This is a genomic window from Marinobacter sp. tcs-11, from assembly GCF_002049515.1.
GTDB classification, from domain to species: domain Bacteria; phylum Pseudomonadota; class Gammaproteobacteria; order Pseudomonadales; family Oleiphilaceae; genus Marinobacter; species Marinobacter nauticus.
On the sequence record NZ_LLYU01000032.1, the window covers coordinates 1 to 17,448 of the forward strand.

Here is a 17,448-nt window from a genome sequence, read left to right on the forward strand (position 1 = left end):
AACTCGCGACCCCAACCTTGGCAAGGTTGTGCTCTACCAACTGAGCTATTCCCGCTCTAATGTTTCAGAGGCATTGCCTCGTCAACGGCTGCGTATTCTACGGATTCCGCCTTCGCCGTCAACACCTTTTTTTCAACTTTCTGTTTTTACTGAAAATCTGCACAAAGTTTAGCCAGCAACGATTCAGGATCGATCCCCAGCCACCGCTGTGGCATTACGCGCGCCGGCCAGCTGCCCGGCGGAATCGCAGTTCAGGTAACTGGAGGACTGGAGCCATTCCTGATCGGGATAGTATTTAAACACCAGCTGTCCGCCCTTGAGCTCGTCTACCACGGTTTTGATGATTTGATTGTCTACCGCCGGGCAGCCATGACTACGGCCGATTCTGCCGTACTTTGTTACCCAGCTGTCCTGAACGTAGTCTGCACCATGGATAACAATTGCCCGCTGACGAGCCAGGTCGTTGAAACCCGGTTCCAATCCATCAAGGCGCAACGAATAGCCATGGGAACCCCGATAGGATTCGGCGGCTTTGAACAGGCCGATACTGGACTTGTGACTGCCCTCGATATTGGAAAATGCGGTTGCCTCAGCATTACCAGAGTTTTTACCGTGAGCCACGAGGTCACGAAGGATTAATTCTCCTTCGTTCAGATCAAACAACCATAGCCTTTCTTTGGAGGACGGCAAAGAGAAGTCGATCACCGCCAGCCGCTCTGGCATGGCCGTGCCATTGCTGATGGCGCAACGGGTTGCCTTGAGTGCAGCTTCGAGAACCTGTGGGCTGAGCTTGGGAGCCGCGGAAGCCAAACGTCCAAACATCTCCTCGTTCGCGGTTTGGGCGTGGCCTGCGGCCGACAACCCAAGGGTAAAAAGCGCGCCTGCAACCAGGGCAGAAATCTTTCGTCGTTTGTGATGCTTTGGCATCAAACTTACCTCTCAACCAGATAGAAGCTGCATAAATCCGCAGATCAAAAAATGCCCCATTCTATCAATAAAAAATGAGACACCCGTCATCGCCGTACAAAAAATAAACAAGCAGTAATCAAACATACGAATTCCGGGGTGTGGCTCCGGCGTGATAGCATTGACTCAACTCAACGGGGTGCCTGGAAGGGCTGAGACCATACCCGCGGAACCTGACCCGGTTAATACCGGCGTAGGGATTGAGTCACCACCTTTCGTGGTGTTCGCGGCATGGCACCCCCGCTACTGAACAAGGTGCCAATGTATGATTTCACGCTTGATTCCCGCGTTGTTCGCCGTGTCGCTGCCGCTGATGGTTGCCGCCGATGAACCGACCGTCCTGAATGTGTATACCCATCCCTCCTTTGCCGCCGAATGGGGCCCGGGGCCCGCGGTTAAAGAGGCGTTTGAAGCCCAATGCGGGTGCTCCCTGAACTACACCGTATTGGACAGCGGCGGAGACATTCTGCAAAGGCTCCGGCTGGAAGGAAGCTCCACTCCGGCAGATGTGGTTCTGGGGCTGGATACCGGCACCATGGAGACCGCTCGGCAAACCGGCCTTCTGGGCCGCCACGGCCAATCACTGGGACGCCTGGCATTGCCTGTTAACTGGGACGACGACACTTTCGTGCCCTACGACTGGGGCTATTTTGCCTTTGTCTACGATACCGAGCAGTTGTCGGAGCCGCCCTCAAGCCTTGAAGAACTGGTCAACGCGCCAGACGATCTCAAGATCATTATTCAGGATCCGCGCACCAGCACACCGGGACTCGGCCTGTTGCTCTGGATGCATGCCGTCTATGGTGATGAAGCGCCCGCAAAGTGGCAGCAGCTCAGCGACAAGATTCTCGCAACCACCCAAAGCTGGAGTGACGGTTATTTCTCGCTATTCATGAATGGCGAAGCGCCTATGATCCTCTCTTACAGCACCTCTCCTGCGTATCACATGGCTATCGACAAAACTGACCGTTATCAGGCGGCCCGTTTCAATGAAGGACATTACCTGCAGGTCGAAGTCGCCGCCCTGGTGGAAAGCTCCGATAACAAGACACTTGCCAGAGAGTTTCTGGACTTCATGCTGACCGCGGACTTCCAGCGTCATATTCCACTGAAGAATGTGATGTATCCGGCCGTTGATCTTGGGGATGAATTGCCAGAGGTTTTCGACAAGCTGATTACACCATCCGAAGCCCTGTATATAAATCCCGCGAAAGTTGCCACCATTCGCCGACAGTTGGTGAACGACTGGCTTGATGCACTGACCGACTGATGTGATGCCAACACACGCGAGTGCCGTCCCCTTCAGCCATCCTGGCTGGCAAATCTGGCCCGGCCTGTTACTCGGCACCGGGCTATTGCTGCTCGTGGCACTTGGCTTGGGGAGCATACTACAGGAGGCCGGAGAGCTGGATCCGGGGCGCACGCTGGCAAGTTCCTATTTCCAGAGCGTGGTCCGATTTACCCTTTGGCAGGCCTTTTTATCCGTCCTGTTAAGCCTGGCGCTGGCGCTCCCGGTGGCGACCGCCCTCGCCCGCTACAGAGGCTTCCCTGGTCGCACATTGATTCTGCGGCTGATGGAGTTGAGTCTGGTTTTACCCACTATCGTGGCAGTCTCAGGCATCATAGCGGTGTTTGGTCGGCAGGGCTGGTTCACCGGTCTGCTCAATATCTGGCTTCCTGGTAATGGATGGAATCTTTATGGGCTGAACGGCATTCTGCTCGCCCACGTGTTCTTCAATGCGCCACTGGCGGCCCGAATCCTGTTGCAGGCTCTGGATTCCATACCCGCGCCACGAATGAGAACCGCCTCTCAGCTTGGGCTCGGCGGCTGGTGGCTGTGGCGTGCGGTACACTGGCCCGCCATCAAACCGGTACTGCCCGGCGTGGCGGCACTGGTGTTCACGCTGTGCTTCACCAGTTTTGCCATCATCATGACGCTGGGCGGAGGGCCAGGAACAACCACCCTGGAAGTCGCCATCTACCAGGCCCTGCGCTTTGAATTCGATTTCGCCCGTGCCGCGCTGTTTGCCATTCTGCAGCTGTTGATCTGTGGCATCCTCTGGTGGCTGGTTTTCCGGAAGCGTCTGGACACCGCTGTACTGCCAAACCGCCGGTTATCACGTCCGGTCCCTCTGTTTGCACGGCCCTGGCAAGGGTTTTCAGCGGGTCTGCTCCTGGCGATTTTCACGGCCTTTCTGATCGCGCCACTACTGGCCATTATCCTGCGCGGTTTACCGGCGTTATGGCCAACGGCGGATGCTTCTTTTATTTACCAGCAGCTCTTGCCGGCCACCGCCCGCAGTCTGTTAATCGCCATTCCGGCCGGGCTCGGTTCGGTGGTCGTTGCCTTGCTAACCCTGGCGGCAGCCAACCGGGCTCGTCGGCGCTGCCTGGCCATAGTGCCGGCCGTCACTGGCTACCTCCCATTGATCGTACCGCCTCTGGTACTGGGGACCGGGCTTTTTATTCTGCTAAGGCCGCAATTGGGGAATACCATGCAGGGATGGTTCCTGGTGGGCCTGATCAACGGGCTGATGGCCGTGCCGTTTGTCTTGCAGATTCTGCGCGGACCACTGGCAAGCCTGGATGCCGACTCACTCAGACAGGCAGACCAACTGGGCCTCCTGGGCTGGTATCGATGGCGATGGCTGTATTGGCCGCATCTGCGCCGTCCAGTTGCTCTGGCCCTGGCGTATGGTGTGGCATTATCTCTGGGTGACTTCGGTGTTATCGCCCTGTTCGGCAGCCCGGGCAAACCCACGCTCCCGGTTTTGCTTTATCAGCAACTGGGCAGTTACCGGTTGGCGGAAGCTGCAGGTACCGGGCTCTGGCTGTTGGGGCTACTGGTACTGATCTTTGTATCGCTCTCCCGTGTTCCCGGCGTTAAGTCCAGAACAACTTCCGCTGCGAGCCAACCACTGCCGGAGCCTGAACATGCTTGAGATCAAAGATCTGGCCTTCGAGTATGGGCCTGACGGTCGTCTCTGGCGATTCGATTTTTCCGTGCCTGCCGGCGAATGTCTGGCCATCCAGGGCCCCAGCGGTTCCGGCAAATCAACCCTGCTCAGTCTGGTTGCAGGTTTTCTCCCGCCAGCCAGCGGCCGGATTCTCTGGCAGGACAAGCCGATCCACTTGCTAAAGCCCTGGCAGCGCCCGGTCACGAGCGTGTTCCAGGAACACAACCTGTTCGAGCACCTGGATGTCTTTACCAATATTGGCCTTGGCATTCACCCCGGCCTCAAGCTGGATGAATCTCAACGCCACGCCATTGAAGCCGGACTGGAACGCACCGGGTTAGCAGGTTTCGGTCCCAGAATGCCTGGCGAGCTTTCCGGTGGCCAACGCCAGCGCGTTGCCTTGCTGCGAGCCATCCTGCGGCGCCAACCATTGCTCTTGCTGGATGAGCCGATGACGGGCCTGGACACCGAGACCCGGAAGATTCTGTACGCCATGCTGCTGGAAGAGAAAGCCCGGGGCATCACCATGCTACTGGCCAGTCACGATGAAGAAGAACGCAGAATACTGGCAGACAGCCACTGGAATCTTTAAGCTTTCAGAGAACTCAAACAGGGACTCCGTGACTCCGTGGCAAACGAACCAGGCCTATCTCAGCCACTTGGCGCCCACACTCCCGGTAACGCCGAATTCGGTGGCCATACGCTGAAGTTTTCCGGCGACTGGACTCTGTCCCACTATTCCGTCCTGAATCGGCAAACAACTGCCCTGAAACCTCGTGCAGCCGGCTGCAACCCGGATTTTTCCGGCCTGGGCCGCCTGGACACTGCCGGCGCTTCGTTGATGGTGAAACTGCTTGGCAGCGAGGCTCTGATCAGCGCTCTGCAACGAGCTGAATTACCGGATGAACAGCGCGCCCTGATACAGGCGGTTGCTGAAGCCATGAACCAGCCATCGGCGGCGGTCGCAACCGTTAACCCGGTCGTGGCGTTTCTGGCGGAGATCGGAAAGAAGGTGACCACGCTGGGGCAACTTGTCTGGTTGCTGGCCGGGTTTATTGGCCAGACGCTGGGCACCCTGTTCTACATCCTGCCCCGGCCTACTCGCTGGCGTATAACACCCTTTGTGGCGGCACTACACGACACCGGCCTGAATGCCCTGCCCATTGTTGCCCTGCTTACCTTTCTGGTTGGCGCCGTGGTTGCGTTTCTTGGCGCGACAGTTCTTGAGGACTTTGGCGCAACCATTTACACCGTGGATCTGGTGGCGTTCTCGTTCCTGCGGGAGTTCGGCGTACTTCTGGCAGCCATCCTGCTGGCCGGCCGAACCGCCAGTGCATTCACCGCACAGATTGGTGCCATGAAAGTCAATGAAGAACTCGACGCTATTCGCACCCTGGGTCTCAATCCGGTGGAACTGCTGGTCGTTCCCCGGGTATTGGCAATGATGTTCAGCCTCCCCATTCTCACGTTTATCGGCATGATCTCGGGCATGGTCGGTGGGGCTGTGGTCTGCGCAGTGGCTCTGGACATTCCACCCAGCCAGTTCATTGCCATTGTCGAACGGGATATCGCCCTGAAGCACTTCCTGGTCGGCCTTGGCAAGGCGCCGGTGTTCGCATTTCTGATCGCCGTCATTGGTTGCCTGGAAGGCTTCAAAGTGGCCGGCAGTGCTCAGTCTGTCGGGGAACACACCACCTCCAGCGTGGTGCAGTCTATCTTTATGGTGATACTGCTGGATTCCGTGGCAGCGCTGTTTTTCATGGAAATGGGTTGGTAAAGCATGGCGGATCATCCGGTCATACAGGTACGCGCACTCGACAACCGGTTCGGCAGCCACATCGTTCATGAGAAACTCGATCTGGATCTGTATCCCCGGGAGATTCTGGGTGTGGTCGGCGGTTCCGGCACCGGCAAGTCCGTTCTTTTGCGCAGTATAGTTGGCCTGAATCCACCGTCCGGCGGGCACATCACCGTTTTTGGTGAAGATTTGACGGAACTATCCGCCACCGAACGCTCTCGCTATGAGCAACGTTTCGGGGTTCTGTTTCAGGGCGGCGCCTTGTTCACGTCACTGAACCTTGAGCAGAACATCGCGCTGCCGCTGATTGAACACGCCCGACTGTCGCGGGCCGAAGCGGAGGAACTGGCCCGAATGAAGCTGGCCTTGACCGGCCTGCCACCAGAAGCCGCCACGAAATACCCGGCCGAACTCTCCGGCGGTATGGTCAAGCGGGCGGCCCTGGCCCGGGCGCTGGCGCTGGACCCGGAAATCCTGTTTCTGGATGAACCAACCGCCGGTCTGGACCCGATCGGCGCTGCTGCCTTTGACGAGCTGATTGTCACCCTTCGCAACGCACTGGGCCTGACGGTATTTCTTGTTACCCACGATCTGGATACCCTGTACACCACCTGTGACCGTGTTGCGGTTCTGTCTCAACGCAGGGTGCTGGTTGCCGATACTCTGGAAAAGGTGGCACAAACCGACGATCGCTGGATTCAGGACTACTTCCATGGTCCCCGTGGCCGCGCGGCGATTACAGCCCACAACAGGCTAACCAAACAGGAGCCCGGTTAATGGAGCCCAAGGCCCATCACGTTATCATCGGATTCTTCACGCTTGCGGCAGTCATCGCTGCCTTGCTGTTTGCCCTGTGGCTTGGAAAATCATCTACCGACACTAACTGGGCCTATTACCGGATCGGGTTTGATCACCCGGTTGGCGGGCTGGCCAAGGGTAACCCGGTCCTCTATACCGGCGTCCCGGTGGGCGACGTGCTGGATCTTACCCTGGCGCCGGACAACCCCGCCCATGTGCGGGTACTGGTGAGGGTGAATCAGGATATTCCGGTACGGGAGAATACCCGCGCGGGCCTGGTACTGGCCAACATAACCGGCAGCATGAGCATACAGTTTACCGGAGGCACACCAGACAGCCCCATTCTGGAAGGCCACAAAGCCAATCCACCGCTGATAGCCGCCGAGCCTTCGGCCTTCAGTAACCTGCTGACCAATGGCGAGGCCATGCTCGGCAAAGCAGAGCAGTTGCTGGAGAATGCCAACCGGCTGATGTCCGAAGACAACCTGAGCAACATTGCCGAAATTCTTGAAAACGCCCGCCAGGCCAGTGAATCCCTGCTGGCGAGCCGGGACGAGCTTGAGGCGCTGATGACCCGGTTCGATGAAGCCGGCATCCGTGCCGAAGAAGCTGCCATCAAGGTGTCTGCCGCGGCAGACAGGTCCCGAGAGGTCCTGGATGAGCGGGTGGAACCGGTTCTCCTGGCCATGTCCAGGGCGCTGACCACCCTTCAACCTACCCTGGATCGACTGGACACCCTCACCGGCGACAATGAACTGGCGCTGGACGCTGGGCTTCAGGGTCTGGGAGAAATAACCCCTGCATTGCGGGAGCTGCGTAGCACCTTGCGCAACCTGAACTCGTTTACCCGCAGGCTGGAGCAGGACCCCACCGGAACCTTGTGGGGCGGCACCGGCATCAAGGAGTACGAACAATGAAAGTGCTATCCGCTCTCGCCTTGGGCCTGGTTCTGGCTGGCTGCACGGTCTTCCCGGTGCCCGAATCCCCTCGCCTGATGGAGCTGGCACCAGCGAGCGACTTGCCAGCATTTGACCAGGCGCTGCCGGCCAGCCTTCGGGTAGATACGCCACTGGCTTCTGACCCGCTGGACAGCGCTCGTATTCTGATTAAACCGTCGGCTTACGAATACCGGGCCCTGGCAGGCGCCCGATGGCGAGAGAGTATTCCCGTGGTCGTTCGCGATCACCTGCTGGAAACCTTCCGGGCAAGCGGCGCGTTCGCGAATGTGATGACCGACACCAGCCCGGCAACGTCGCAGTTAACCCTGGTCTCCGAGCTGACCGGATTTCATGCTGAGAATGGTGAAACTGGCACACGGGTGGTGATCAGGCTGCATCAGCAACTCATGGATAATCGCACCAGACGGAGCTTGTGTGTGAGGAGTTATGAAGCCAGTGCGAACGCACAAAGCACCGCGCTGGGGGAGTTGATGGAGGCCTTCAGTAATGCCAGTGCACATTCATCCGTGACCACAGTCACCTGGGCACACCAGTGTATGGCCCAGGAACCTCCGGCCAATTAACCTGCCTCTTTCGGAAACAAGTCAGCCCAGGCGGCACGAAGGTAGAGAATCATGGACCACAGGGTCAGCACTGCTGCGATGTATAGCAGACCGATGGCCACATAAGCCCAGAAATTACCCGGCGGAAACGCCAGCAACCCGACAATGGCCGCCATCTGAGCGGTGGTCTTGATCTTGCCGATATAAGACACAGCAACACTGGCGCGACTGCCCATTTCGGCCATCCATTCACGCAACGCCGAGATCACAATCTCGCGACCGATAATCACGGTGGCGGGAATAGTCAATAATACCGCCGAATACTCTTCGATCAAGACGGCCAGCGCCACTGCCACCATGAGTTTATCGGCCACCGGATCCAGGAAAGCGCCGAAAGGCGTGCTCTGGTTCAATTTGCGGGCCAGGTACCCGTCCAGCCAGTCCGTCAGGCCTGCCAGAGCAAATATGATGGCGCTGACCAGGTAACTCCATTGCATGGGCAGGTAAAAGATCACCACGAATACCGGAATCATCACGATACGGGACATGGTCAGTATGTTCGGTAAATTCATGGTGTTCCTATTGGTCATGCAATGCTGCGTAAATGGTCTCTGCCAATGATTTGCTGATGCCCTGCACTTTGGCCATTTCATCAACACTGGCTTTTCTGAGTTCTTGGATGCCACCGAAATAGCGAATCAGTTCGCGCCGGCGCTTCGGCCCAACCCCTTCGATACCTTCCAGGGTCGACTGGCGCCGCTTTTTATCTCGCCCGGCCCGGTGTCCGGATATGGCAAAGCGATGGGATTCATCCCGAATATGCTGTATCAGGTGCAGCGCCGGAGAATCCGCCGGTACTCGGAATACGGCCCCAGTTAAGGCGTCAATCAGCTGCTCCATCCCTGCGCGCCGGGTCACACCCTTGGCGACACCAATCAGAGGGATATCGGAAATTCCAAGCTCTTCAAACACTTCACGAGCAACATTCAACTGGCCCTTACCACCGTCGATAAACACCAGATCTGGCCGCTTGCCCTCGCCGCTCACCATCCGCCGGTAACGCCGGGTGAGTACCTGTCGCATAGCGGCATAGTCATCGCCGGCGGTTATGTCCTGGATGTTATACAACCGGTAATCGCTTTTCAGTGGCCCATTCTCGTCGAAAACCACACAGGATGCGACGGTATTTTCCCCATGACTGTGGCTGATATCGAAGCATTCCATACGGGAAGGTGTTTCCGTCAGCTCCAGCAGGTCGCGCAGGGCCAGCAATCGACGATACACGGTTTCTTTGCTGGCGAGGTGTGTCAGCAGGGTTTGCCGGGCATTGGTCATCGCCAGCTCCAGCCAACGCCGGCGTTCGCCCCGCACATTGCCGCGAATGCGGGTTTCCCGTCGAGCGGCTTCCGACAGGGCCTGCGATAACAATTCCTGCCCGTCTACCGCCACCGGCACCAGGATGTCGCGCGGAATCTCCCGCCGGGTGTCGCCACCGAAATAGTACTGGCCCAGAAACGAGGCCAGCAATTCGCCTTCGGTCTGTTCCAGGGAATAGCGAGGAAAATAATCCTTGGTGCCCAGCACCCGCCCGCCACGAACAATAATCACAACGATGCAGACCACACCGGCATCCTGGGCAATGGCGATGACATCTGCATCCCCTCCCTCACCGTCTACGGATTGCTGTTCCTGAACATGGCGAAGATTGTTGATCTGATCTCTGTACGCCGCGGCTTTCTCAAACTCCAGCGCCCGTGATGCATCCTCCATGGACTGCATCAGGTCCTGAATAATCGCCGGGTTCTTGCCCTCCAGAAACATGCTGGCGTGCCGGATATCCTCTTGGTATTCCTCAGGGCTGATAAAGCCGACGCAAGGCGCCGTGCAGCGGTTGATCTGGTACTGCAGGCATGGCCGGGTTCTGTTTCTAAAATAGCTTTCACTACAGGATCTTATGCGGAAAACCTTTTGTAGAATATTAAGACTTTCCTTGACCGCTCCCGAGCTTGGAAAGGGCCCGAACCAGATGCCACCACCCTTTTTGGTGCGGCCCCGCCGAAAGGTCAGCGAGGGATAATCCGAATGCGAGGAGAGATAGATATAGGGATAGGACTTATCGTCCCTCAACAGAATATTGTAGGGCGGCCGCAGCGATTTGATCAGATTCTGTTCCAGCAGCAACGCTTCTGTTTCACTGCCGGTAATAGTGACTTCAATGGCCGCAATCTTGCCCACCAGGGCTTCGGTTTTAGGGGCCAGGCCTGATTTACGGAAATAACTGCTGACGCGCTTGCGAAGGTTGCGGGCTTTACCCACGTAGAGGATGCCACCGGTATCGTCATACATACGATAGACACCGGGGCGTTCTGTCAGTTGTTTCAGGAAATTCTGGCTGTCGAACTTCCCGGGAGATTGCTCGGGATCAGACCTTGTCGGCATCCAGCAATCCAAGCCTTACTGCCATCAGTGCCAGTTCCACATCACTGGAAATCTCCAGCTTTTCGAAAATCCGGTAACGGTAACTGTTTACGGTTTTCGGGCTCAGGCACAGCTTGTCGGAGATATCCTGAACCTTCTGGCAATCCACCACCATCATGGCAATCTGCATTTCGCGCTCAGACAGGCGCTCGAACAACGACAGCTCGCCGTCTTCATCCCGCTCACCCCCGAGCTGTTTCAGTGCCATTTTCTGGGCAATTTCGGGGCTGATGTAGCGCTGGCCGGAATGGGCTTTACGAATGGCCCGCACCATTTCCTGAATGTCAGCGCCTTTGGTGACATACGCGGTGGCGCCGCTCTGCATCACACGGGCCGGATAGGGGTCGTCAGCACAGGCGGTAACCACGATAACGCGAATGGAATCATCAATACGAAGAATGCGCCGGGTCGCCTCCAGGCCGCCAATACCGGGCATGCGAATATCCATCAGGACAATATCCGGACGGTTTTCACGCACACAGTCAATCGCCTCTTCGCCAGACGAAGCCTGGCCAATGACGTCTATATCGGGATTGTCAGCCAGCATGCGAGTGATACCCGAGCGTACGAGCTCGTGGTCATCAACAACCAATACCCTGATCAAAACTCACCTCGCCGTCAGGTATGAGGAAACAGGCCGATTGTAACGGTTAGCAGCGTCAGCCGGTAGGCGGCATGAAAAAAACTGCCAAAATGGGCACCTTGATCACAGACTATTGCCGGAAGGGGAGCCCAGGCCGGCGGTGTTCTCAACCGGATCGAACCAGACCACCAGTTCTCCCCTACGCACAGCTTCAAGTACGTGCTCCCGCTCTGCCAGAGGACTTTCGGTGTCATTCAACCCGTGATAACGGGTGCAGTATTCCTCGGCCAGGCCCTCGAGCTGATCAGCCGTAAGCAAACCCGTGTCTACTACAAATTTTTCTTCTCGCGGGTCCGGATCGGAAGGCTGCAATGCATCGTTACTCATAGAACCTCCAGTCAGTCGCTGTATGTTACGGTTTTATGAGCCAGACAAGAACCCCCGCAGATGAAGACACATCATCACGTTTCTGGAGAGCGGGTGCGGAAACGGGCAATGAGCTGCTTCATGCCCACCGATTCCTGCCTAAGCGCTTCACTGACAAGGCGGGTATCCTCCACATTCAGAGTCAGGGTCTCAGCACTCTCACCGAGAGCCTCCGCACGACGCCCCACTCTCGCGATTTCACCCCGCTGCAAGGCAACCGCACCCTGCACACTCTCACTCTGACGCTGCAGCTCATGAAACTGAGCCGCCAGACCTTCCAGGTGCGCTCTCAGGGCATGCAGATTAGCGCGATTCATTTCGCCAGCGCCCGCCATATCTTCCAACAGTGAGTCTGCATTGTTTGCACCCACGACAAGATCCTGCACCCACTGGCGAATATTGGCGGTGGATTCCGAGGTCCGACGCGAAAGCGTGCGTACCTCGTCTGCCACCACGGCAAATCCCCGGCCGTGTTCGCCCGCCCTGGCTGCTTCAATCGCCGCATTCAGGGCCAGAAGGTTGGTCTGCTCGGCAATATCGGCGATCACGCCGGTGACTTGCTCGATTTTTCCGGTTGCGTCTATCAACGCGGTGATCGACTCAGAAACCCGTCCAATCACCTCAACCGTGTGGTCAGCGCCTTTCTCACTGTTAGCCAGCCCCTCACGGACTTCGCTGTTGGCATTGACTGCATGCATCACCGTTGCTGCAGAGTGCTCGGTGGCCTGTTCGATCTGTGACGCCTGATCCGCGATGGAAGCCATAGACTGAGCCACATCGGAAATCTGGCGACGAGTGCTTTCGGAGGTTTGCTGAAGTGCTTCCGCTCCGTTATCCAGGCTGGCAGAGCGTGCATCAAGGCCTGAAGCCGCTGACCGAACATCCTCAACAAACACCTCAAAGCGCCGGACCAGTTGTTCAATAGCTCCGGCCACGCCGGCAACCTCGTCACGACCTTTTACCGCGAGGATCTTGGTTAGATCAGCGTTCTGCTCCATGGCCGACACATCCCGGGCCATGGCCTGCAAGCGAAGGATCACCGAAGTCCGTAGCCAGAGCGTCATCGCCACGACCAACGCAAGAAAGACCAGGGCGCCACCAAGCAGGAACCTCTGCTGGTCTGCCAGATAATGCAACAGTTCCGATGCGCTCGCAGTAACGCCATCGCGACTGGCTCTCTGGCGCTCAGTTATCGCCGTCAGCATGGGCTCCAACGCCTGGAACAGTTGAAAATCGACGATTTTTCCCACTTCATAGTAGCTGCGCTGGCCTATTCCCTGTTTCATGTCCGCCATCAGCGCCACGACCCGGTCATATTGCTCGCGATTGTCCCGTGACCAGGTGCCTAACCCGGGATTCTGCTGAATCCTCTGCCAGTGCCGGGGAATTGAGCGCTCCAACTCGGTGAACAAAGGATCGATTTCGTCCCACAGTAAAAGCTGTGCCTTGATCTTGTAAGCCAGATCCTGCAGCAGTCGATGGTCCTGCTCCAGATCAACCAGCATCCAGGATTGCTCGAGACTCTCTCCAACCAGTGCCTGCGAGGTATGCTCGGCTTTCGCTATGATCATCCAGGCAATGAACGTGAGGCCGGCAACAGCAGCCACCGACAGCAACGCAAACGCCAGGATTCTGGCGCGAACAGTGGTCAGCATAAAAACTCCGATCAGGTGTACCCGGTCGGAGGGTATGCCCGTTTTATGACACTTTTATGTATTTGCTTGCGTCATTTTTTCGATACTACGTTTGGCGATCTTCAAAAATAACTGCTAAATCTCTATCATCGCTCTTTTATTTCCGTTCGGATGCTAATGAATCACCACGCTTTCAAGCTCACCCTGCCGATTTTATTTGGCTACATCCCCCTTGGTATGGCCTTTGGTGTGTTGTTTACCACGCAACTGGATTATCCCTGGTGGATTGCTCCCTTGATGGGCCTTGTTATCTACGCCGGTGCCGGCCAGATTCTGGCGGTCAGCCTGCTGGCTGCCAACGCCGGACTGGTTGAGGTGGCCGTTGCCATGTTCGTACTGAACGCTCGACATCTCTTCTATGGGTTGTCGCTGCTGGGGCAATTCCGTGGCGCCGGCTGGCGTAAGGCCTATCTGATTTTCGGTTTGACCGATGAAACCTATTCCCTGCTCACCAGCCGCCCCCGTTCGGCCAATCGCGAACAGGAACAGCATGTGGACTTCCGGATCACGGCCATGAACCAGGGCTACTGGATTGTCGGATGCACCTTGGGTGCGGTACTCGGCAAGACTGTCGCCTTCAACAGTACCGGCATTGAGTTTGCACTCGTGGCGCTGTTTATTGTGCTCACAATCGAACAATTGAAAGCATTGGGGGATTCGTTTCCGGTGTGGGCGGGGGCGGCGGCAGCTGCGTTTGCCATGATGCTGGTGCCGGCAACCCATCAACTGATAGCAGGCATTGTACTGGTTACTGCAGTGCTTCTTCTGCACTACCGGAAGTATCGAACCGACACCATGGCAGGAGACGCAAATCGTGGATGAAAGTAGCTACCTGGCGGCGTTTATTGCCATCTCCGCCCTGGCCACATTTGCGACCCGGGTGGTGCCTTTCCTGTTCTTTGAAAAGCACACGGAACACCCTCTGGTCAAACACATCGGGCGCTTCCTGCCCGCAGCCGTGATGGCATTACTGGCCACAGTATTTTTGCAGAGGTCTGCGGACTGGCAGGCACAGGCACCTGGCGCAGATGCGCTGATACCCGCATTACTGGTGGTTGCCGTTCACCTGTGGCGCAGAAACGCGCTGCTTTCTATCGCGGCCGGCACTGCAGCCTACATGGCCATTCAGCAATCAGGCATTCTGTAAGGCACCCGAAAATCAGGGGGTGCCCTCAACATTGGCCACCAGCCGGGAATCTTCCAGCGCGGCCGTGCGGTGCTTCACCACGCCCTTGTATTCCGGGCTTTCAATCATCGCCAGAAACGCGTTAATGGAGGGGTAGCGGACCAGCAGCACCTGATCCCAGGATTCATCCGGCGGCGCAATCAGCGAACCGACGGAACGGCCAGACCAGATCACCTCGGCACCAACTTCCGAGACACTGCGGGCAGCCTCTGTCATATAACGCTTGTAAGCATCCCTTCCGGAACAGTCTTCGCTGTCATCCTTGTATGCAGCCTTGTCCCTGAACCGAAGCAGATTCAGCATCACAACAGGCTGATCTTTGGGGATTTCATCAAGAATCTTCTGTAACTCTTCCTGAGATGGATTGACGGTCGCCATAGTTGTCCCTGTTCATTCGTTTGCAGGATGGCTCTTTGATGCCATTCTTTGAATAGGACAGTAAACGAAAATCCCGAAATGTGCATCTCCATCTTCGCCTTTCGGAGGGGTTCCCTTGCATTATTGACCTTCGTCAAGCAAGAATTGAGGCCACACTACAGCTATAAGCACATAACCATCAGTGCTAAAGCGTACTTATTCAGAACAAGAGAGAGACAATCGACCGTGAGCAAACTCCCAGTGATACTGGCCGCAATCGGGCTGGCCACCACGGCAGGTATTGCATCTGCTGCGGTATCTGGCGACCCACAAAACGGCAAGGAGGTCGCCAACCTCTGCGTAGCGTGCCACCAGGCCGATGGCAGCGGCAAACACATCGAAGGTGGAGAATCCTGGCCCAGGCTGGCCGGGCTGAATGCCACCTATTTGGCCAAACAGTTGCATGACATCAAAGATGGCTCCCGGACCAGCCCCACCATGATGCCTTTCGTCAACATGCTGGACGATCAAAAGATTGCCGACGTTGCGGCCTACTACAGCCAGCTTGAACCCACCGCTGGTGAAGGCGGCCAAAAAGCCGACGAAGCACTTCTGACCAGGGGCGAACAATTGGCTCAGCGTGGCGACTGGTCCCAATACGTTGTTTCCTGCAAAAGCTGCCACGGCCCCGGGAACCAGGGTGCTGGCGACGTATTTCCCGGCATTGCAGGCCAGCACGCGGGTTACATCGAGGCACAACTGAAAGCCTGGAAGGAAGGTACCCGCAAGAACGATCCCCAGGATCTTATGGGCTCCATTGCACGCCGCATGAGCGATACCGACATTCACGCGGTCGCCGTCTGGCTTGCCAACCAGAACACCGCCAGCAACTAAGGGGACAAAGATCATGATGCGCACACTGCTAACCGTCACCCTGTCCGGCTGCGTAATGCTCCCGGTGACTGTGGCGGCCAATGACGACAAAACCCAGGCCTACATCGACCAACTCACCTCGATGGGTTTCCCTGCCCCGAAAGACAACCAGCTGGTACATATTCCACCGACCATGGCGGATCTGGAAGAAGCCGACATCCATCCGGAACTGAAAAAGGTTATCCGCAGGGGCTACGACCTGTTCACCAACACCCAGCAACTGCGTGGCAAGAACGTGTTCAACAATATGAACTGTTCAAGCTGCCACCTGGGTGAAGGCCGGATGCCTTTCAGTGCGCCCATCTGGCCGGCTGCCGTTACCCTGCCCGGCTATCGCGGCAAAAATGGCCATGTAAACAACCTGGAAGAACGGATTGCCGGTTGCTTCACCTATTCCATGAACGGCAAGCCCCTTGAATACGGCAGTGACAACATGCTGGCACTGTCGGCCTACCATCAGTGGTTGGCGACAGGCGTGGAGATGTACCCCAAACAGCCGATCTATGGCCGGGGCTTCCCGGCTCCGGAGCGGCCAGCCGAACTGAGCTACGTCAACGGTGAAAAGCTGTACCAGGAAAACTGCGCGGTGTGCCACGCTGAAGATGGGACAGGCCTGCGTATCGACGGCCACACCGTATTCCCGGCCCCCTGGGGCGATATGTCCAACAACTGGGGGGCTGGTATTGTGCGCCTGCATACCGCAGCTGGCTTTATCAAGAACAACATGCCATTGGGGCAGCCCAACTCCCTGACTGATCAGGAAGCCTGGGATATCGCCTTCTACATGGACAGCCAGGAGCGACCACAAGATCCGCGCTACACGGGCGATGTGAAGGAAACCGCTGAAAAATTCGGGCCTACTTTCCACAAACATTCCATGTATGGTCAGGTTCGGGAATCCGATGGCAAGTTACTGGGTGACCACGACAACACCGGAGACAAGCCTTTCCTTAAACCAGACACCGTACGGTCGAGAACATTTGACTGACAGACGTTATAATTCGGTGTCACAGGCCTCCCTTGCGGAGGCCTTTTTGCTTGCAATCAACGCAAGGAGGAACACGATGACCATCAATCGCTGGCACTTGCTGGTAAGCGGCAAAGTACAAGGTGTTTACTACCGGGCATCCACCGAACAGAAAGCCCTGGAACTGGGCCTGACAGGCTGGGTACGAAATTTACCGGACGGCAGGGTCGAAATCATGGCCGAGGGCGATCTACTTCAGCTCAAGGCACTGCATGAATGGTGTCACGAAGGCCCGGAACGCGCTGTGGTCGATGAGGTTGCAACCCAGGAACTGCCCGCCACTCAGGAATTCGCTGACTTCAGGACCACACATTGAGCAGTCTTCTTGATACCTTTCTGTACACGCTGGAGACTACGCTGCCGGTATTCGCCATGGTTTTTATCGGCATCGGTCTTCGGCGCATTGGCTGGATTGACCAGGGCTTCATCGCCACCGCCTCTGCTCTGGTTTTCAAGGCCACGCTCCCCACCCTGGTTTTCCTGAGCATTATCAGAGCCGACCTGGATACCACCCTCAGCATCAGCATGCTGATCTTTTACTTCCTGGCGACCCTGGCCAGTTTTGCCCTTGTCTGGTTCTGGGCAACAAAGCGGGTCCGGCAAGAGGATCGCGGGGTTTACTAATCAGAAACAAAGTAAGCGAACATCACCCGGCGATATACGCCAGGTCCGGATGACCGAAAAAAGACTTCAATAACCGGGGTAGTTTCTGTAACCGCCGAAGTTGTCGATAAACGATATTCC

General features: G+C 56.9%; 20 protein-coding genes and 1 riboswitch. Of the genes, 13 read left to right on the top strand and 7 right to left on the bottom strand.

Going from position 1 to position 17,448, the window contains the following annotated elements; translation table 11 throughout:
• Window positions 1-183: 183 nt before the first annotated feature.
• Window positions 184-927: a murein L,D-transpeptidase catalytic domain family protein gene (locus tag ARC85_RS18885; RefSeq protein WP_286715863.1), complete on the bottom strand. Its 744-nt coding sequence runs from the start codon at window positions 925-927 to the stop codon at window positions 184-186.
• A 164-nt stretch (window positions 928-1,091) separates the two neighbouring features.
• A riboswitch (TPP riboswitch) is annotated at window positions 1,092-1,183 on the top strand.
• A gap of 48 nt (window positions 1,184-1,231) precedes the next feature.
• Between ARC85_RS18885 and thiB the strand changes: the two genes are divergently transcribed.
• Genes thiB through ARC85_RS18920 form a run of 7 tightly spaced genes read left to right on the top strand, consistent with a single transcriptional unit; the run spans window position 1,232 to window position 8,041 of the window.
• A complete protein-coding gene (thiB, locus tag ARC85_RS18890; protein WP_286715865.1) occupies window positions 1,232-2,236 on the top strand; it encodes a thiamine ABC transporter substrate binding subunit in 1,005 nt (334 codons plus the stop codon).
• 4 nt (window positions 2,237-2,240) lie between these two features.
• A complete protein-coding gene (gene thiP / locus ARC85_RS18895) occupies window positions 2,241-3,908 on the top strand; it encodes a thiamine/thiamine pyrophosphate ABC transporter permease (protein ID WP_286715867.1) in 1,668 nt (555 codons plus the stop codon).
• Window positions 3,901-4,515, top strand: a complete 615-nt coding sequence (locus ARC85_RS18900; protein WP_022992754.1) for a thiamine ABC transporter ATP-binding protein — start codon at window positions 3,901-3,903, stop codon at window positions 4,513-4,515. The genes thiP and ARC85_RS18900 overlap by 8 nt, the downstream gene beginning before the upstream one ends.
• Before the next feature lie 36 nt (window positions 4,516-4,551).
• Entirely contained in the window at window positions 4,552-5,700 is a 1,149-nt protein-coding gene (locus ARC85_RS18905; RefSeq protein WP_286715869.1) for an MlaE family ABC transporter permease, read from the top strand.
• A 3-nt stretch (window positions 5,701-5,703) separates the two neighbouring features.
• The gene (locus tag ARC85_RS18910; RefSeq protein ID WP_011784704.1) at window positions 5,704-6,498 is read left to right on the top strand and encodes an ABC transporter ATP-binding protein; all 795 of its coding nucleotides are present in this window, start codon (window positions 5,704-5,706) and stop codon (window positions 6,496-6,498) included.
• On the top strand, window positions 6,498-7,436 hold the full coding sequence (locus tag ARC85_RS18915) for an MlaD family protein (protein WP_011784703.1): 939 nt from the start codon (window positions 6,498-6,500) through the stop codon (window positions 7,434-7,436). The genes ARC85_RS18910 and ARC85_RS18915 overlap by 1 nt, the downstream gene beginning before the upstream one ends.
• The gene (locus ARC85_RS18920; protein WP_011784702.1) at window positions 7,433-8,041 is read left to right on the top strand and encodes an ABC-type transport auxiliary lipoprotein family protein; all 609 of its coding nucleotides are present in this window, start codon (window positions 7,433-7,435) and stop codon (window positions 8,039-8,041) included. Before ARC85_RS18915 ends, ARC85_RS18920 begins: the two co-directional genes overlap by 4 nt.
• Here the strand turns inward: ARC85_RS18920 and pgsA are convergent.
• The 5 genes from pgsA to ARC85_RS18945 all read right to left on the bottom strand — a co-directional run bounded on the left by pgsA (window position 8,038) and on the right by ARC85_RS18945 (window position 13,162).
• Complete coding sequence (gene pgsA, locus ARC85_RS18925) at window positions 8,038-8,592, bottom strand: CDP-diacylglycerol--glycerol-3-phosphate 3-phosphatidyltransferase (protein WP_011784701.1); 555 nt, start codon at window positions 8,590-8,592, stop codon at window positions 8,038-8,040. The genes ARC85_RS18920 and pgsA overlap by 4 nt on opposite strands.
• A 7-nt stretch (window positions 8,593-8,599) precedes the next feature.
• Window positions 8,600-10,459, bottom strand: coding sequence for an excinuclease ABC subunit UvrC (gene uvrC, locus ARC85_RS18930; RefSeq protein WP_011784700.1), 1,860 nt, complete (start codon window positions 10,457-10,459; stop codon window positions 8,600-8,602).
• The gene (gene uvrY / locus ARC85_RS18935) at window positions 10,443-11,102 is read right to left on the bottom strand and encodes a UvrY/SirA/GacA family response regulator transcription factor (protein WP_011784699.1); all 660 of its coding nucleotides are present in this window, start codon (window positions 11,100-11,102) and stop codon (window positions 10,443-10,445) included. Before uvrY ends, uvrC begins: the two co-directional genes overlap by 17 nt.
• A gap of 102 nt (window positions 11,103-11,204) precedes the next feature.
• Window positions 11,205-11,468, bottom strand: coding sequence for a YheU family protein (locus tag ARC85_RS18940; protein WP_199453197.1), 264 nt, complete (start codon window positions 11,466-11,468; stop codon window positions 11,205-11,207).
• 74 nt (window positions 11,469-11,542) lie between these two features.
• Window positions 11,543-13,162, bottom strand: a complete 1,620-nt coding sequence (locus ARC85_RS18945) for a methyl-accepting chemotaxis protein (RefSeq protein WP_153740144.1) — start codon at window positions 13,160-13,162, stop codon at window positions 11,543-11,545.
• Window positions 13,163-13,318: 156 nt separating this feature from the next.
• Here ARC85_RS18945 and ARC85_RS18950 point away from each other — a divergent pair, with 156 nt between their 5' ends.
• Together ARC85_RS18950 and ARC85_RS18955 are read left to right on the top strand one after the other, a co-directional pair.
• Window positions 13,319-14,023, top strand: a complete 705-nt coding sequence (locus ARC85_RS18950) for an AzlC family ABC transporter permease (protein ID WP_023008252.1) — start codon at window positions 13,319-13,321, stop codon at window positions 14,021-14,023.
• On the top strand, window positions 14,016-14,348 hold the full coding sequence (locus ARC85_RS18955; RefSeq protein ID WP_183577982.1) for a branched-chain amino acid transporter permease: 333 nt from the start codon (window positions 14,016-14,018) through the stop codon (window positions 14,346-14,348). Before ARC85_RS18950 ends, ARC85_RS18955 begins: the two co-directional genes overlap by 8 nt.
• A gap of 12 nt (window positions 14,349-14,360) precedes the next feature.
• Here ARC85_RS18955 and ARC85_RS18960 read toward each other — a convergent pair whose 3' ends face one another.
• A complete protein-coding gene (locus ARC85_RS18960) occupies window positions 14,361-14,765 on the bottom strand; it encodes a DUF1330 domain-containing protein (RefSeq protein WP_011784694.1) in 405 nt (134 codons plus the stop codon).
• A 225-nt stretch (window positions 14,766-14,990) separates the two neighbouring features.
• Between ARC85_RS18960 and ARC85_RS18965 the strand changes: the two genes are divergently transcribed.
• The 4 genes from ARC85_RS18965 to ARC85_RS18980 all read left to right on the top strand — a co-directional run bounded on the left by ARC85_RS18965 (window position 14,991) and on the right by ARC85_RS18980 (window position 17,328).
• On the top strand, window positions 14,991-15,638 hold the full coding sequence (locus ARC85_RS18965) for a c-type cytochrome (protein WP_153740145.1): 648 nt from the start codon (window positions 14,991-14,993) through the stop codon (window positions 15,636-15,638).
• A gap of 13 nt (window positions 15,639-15,651) precedes the next feature.
• Window positions 15,652-16,665, top strand: a complete 1,014-nt coding sequence (locus ARC85_RS18970) for a c-type cytochrome (RefSeq protein WP_153740146.1) — start codon at window positions 15,652-15,654, stop codon at window positions 16,663-16,665.
• A gap of 76 nt (window positions 16,666-16,741) precedes the next feature.
• A complete protein-coding gene (locus ARC85_RS18975; RefSeq protein ID WP_153740147.1) occupies window positions 16,742-17,020 on the top strand; it encodes an acylphosphatase in 279 nt (92 codons plus the stop codon).
• Window positions 17,017-17,328, top strand: coding sequence for a hypothetical protein (locus tag ARC85_RS18980; protein ID WP_502688024.1), 312 nt, complete (start codon window positions 17,017-17,019; stop codon window positions 17,326-17,328). The genes ARC85_RS18975 and ARC85_RS18980 overlap by 4 nt, the downstream gene beginning before the upstream one ends.
• Window positions 17,329-17,448: the final 120 nt, after the last annotated feature.